The organism is Rhodovulum sp. (genome assembly GCF_011048875.1).
GTDB classification, from domain to species: Bacteria; Pseudomonadota; Alphaproteobacteria; order Rhodobacterales; family Rhodobacteraceae; genus Rhodovulum; species Rhodovulum tesquicola.
Genome location: NZ_DSDD01000493.1, coordinates 1 through 2363, shown reverse-complemented (window position 1 = coordinate 2363; position 2363 = coordinate 1). Strand labels below are relative to the sequence as shown.

At 69.4% G+C, this 2363-nt stretch carries 2 protein-coding genes and 1 pseudogene; 1 reads left to right on the top strand and 2 read right to left on the bottom strand.

The genetic code is table 11. The annotated features are described in order from the left end of the window. Positions 1-453 (bottom strand): IS5 family transposase (locus ENN83_RS16670; protein WP_287188943.1); only part of this gene is annotated, 453 nt, incomplete at its 3' end. A 38-nt stretch (positions 454-491) separates the two neighbouring features. After that, positions 492-1098: pseudogene (locus tag ENN83_RS16665) on the bottom strand (alpha/beta hydrolase). Between the two features lie 71 nt (positions 1099-1169). Between ENN83_RS16665 and ENN83_RS16660 the strand changes: the two are divergent. Then, the coding region (locus ENN83_RS16660) for an NAD-dependent succinate-semialdehyde dehydrogenase (RefSeq protein ID WP_287188941.1) at positions 1170-2363 on the top strand (1194 nt) is incomplete at its 3' end.

Genomic DNA, 2363 nt, shown 5'->3' with positions numbered 1-2363 from the left:
GTCGATGATGGTCGCATCCACCAACGTGCCCGAGCGCAGCGTGATCCCCTTGTCGGCGAGCTGCGTGTTCACATCCGCAAAGATCGCCTCGGTCAGCCCGTGCCGCTCCAGCAGATGGCGGAATTTCAGGATCGTGGTCTCGTCCGGGATGCGGTCGTCGCCCAGCTCGATCCCGGCAAAGCGCCGCATCGCCTCGCTGTCGTAAAGGGTCTTCTCGGCCATCGGGTCGCTCAGGGCATACCAGTTCTGCAGGAAATAGACCCGCAGCATCACCTCCAGCGGCATCGGTGGACGGCCGCCCTTCGGCCCAGCCTTGGTATAATGCGGTGCGATCAGCGCGAGCAGCCGACACCAGGGCACCACCGCGGCCAGCTCCGCCAGGAATTGCTCGCGCCGCGTGACCTTCTTCTTCATCGCATCGCGCAGGCCGGGAAAGGCGGGCTGTTTCGGCATAGGTGGGGCTCTTTGCAGGGATGCCCAAGCCTACCAGATCAGGCTGAAGTCGGGAGGTTTTTCAGACGTTCCTCGAAATGGTGGCGGCCCTCGGCGATGTGCGCGGCGGTGCCGGGCCAGGCCTCGGCCAGCCAGCGGGCCTGGTCGAGGAAGGCGGGGCGTTCGACGGCACCGACCCAGGCGTTGACTGGCAGGTCGGGGTGGGGGCTGTGCAGGACGGGGCTTTCGATGGCAGCGGTGGCGGCGTCCAGGCCCAGCGTCCGGTTCATCTGCGTGCGCAGCAGCGGGCGCAGGTCGGCCAGCGGCGATATCGGCGGTGATCGCGGGGATGCCCGCCTCGGGCGCCAGCCGGTAGGAGGGCAGCGCGACCGCCAGCCCGCGCGCGACTGGCCCGGCGGCCAGATGCGACCACGAGGACTTGTCGAACCGCATCCAGTAGCCGCCATGCACGAAGACCATCAGCCCGACGGGGCGCCCCGCCGGCAGGAAGATGTCGAAGCGCTGGCGGAGATGGTGGCCATAGGGCAGGTCGGTCGCGCCGCGCGCACCGGCCCGGAAGGCCGCGGCGGCGGCGGCCCAGCGCGGGGGATAGTCCATGGCGCCGGGGATATGGGCGGCGTTGGCATAGGCGTCGTCCCAGTCGATCCCGTCCTCGTGGCTGGACATCCCGCGCCCCCCGTGTTTGCCTGCGGCCGAACTGCAAGGGAGGATGACCGATGCCCGCAAGCGATCTCAAGAACCTTCTCGGGGACTGTGACCTGCTGGCCAGCCGCGCCCTTGTCGGCGGCGAATGGGGCGGGGCCGATGACGGTGCCAGCTTCGAGGTCAGGAACCCCGCGACCGGGGCGGTGCTGGCCAGCGTTCCCGATCTTGGCCGCGCCGAAACCGCCCGCGCGATCGAGGCGGCGCGGCTGGCGCAGACGGACTGGGCCGCGCGCTGTGCGAAGGACCGGGCGGGTATCCTGCGCCGCTGGTTCGAGCTGATGATGGCGGCGCAGGAGGATCTGGCGGTCATCCTGACCGCCGAGATGGGCAAGCCGCTGGCCGAGGCGCGCGGCGAGATCGCCTATGGCGCCGGGTTCATCGAATGGTTCGCCGAGGAGGCCAAGCGCATCTATGGCGAGACGATCCCCGGCCACCAGCCGGACAAGCGGCTGAGCGTGATCCGCCAGCCGGTCGGCGTGGCGGCGGCGATCACGCCCTGGAACTTTCCCAACGCCATGATCACCCGCAAGGCCGCCCCCGCGCTGGCGGCGGGCTGCGCGACGGTCATCAAGCCCGCCGAGGACACGCCGCTGTCGGCGCTGGCGATGGCGGTGCTGGCGGAACGGGCGGGGGTGCCCGCGGGGCTGCTGTCGGTCGTCACCTCGACCCGCGCCGCCGAGATCGGCCACGAGTTCTGCGAGAATCCGACCGTGCGCAAGCTGAGTTTCACCGGCTCGACCGAGGTGGGGCGCATCCTGCTGCGCCAGGCGGCCGATCAGGTCAAGAAATGCTCGATGGAACTGGGCGGCAACGCGCCCTTCATCGTGTTCGACGATGCCGATCTGGATGCCGCCGTTCAGGGCGCCATCGCCTGCAAGTTCCGCAACAATGGCCAGACCTGCGTCTGCGCGAACCGCATCTATGTGCAGGCGGGCGTCTATGACGCCTTTGCCGCGAAGCTGGCGGATGCCGTCGCCCGGCTGCAGGTGGGCAATGGTCTGGAGGCGGGCACCGATCTTGGCCCGCTGATCTCTGACGAGGCGCTGGAAAAGGTCGAGGCGCATGTGGCGGATGCCACGGCGCGGGGCGCGCGGGTGCTGTCGGGCGGGCAACGTCATGCGCGCGGGGGCATGTTCTACGAACCCACCGTGATCGCAGGGGCCACGCAAGAGATGCGCTTTGCCCATGAGGAGACATTCGGCCCG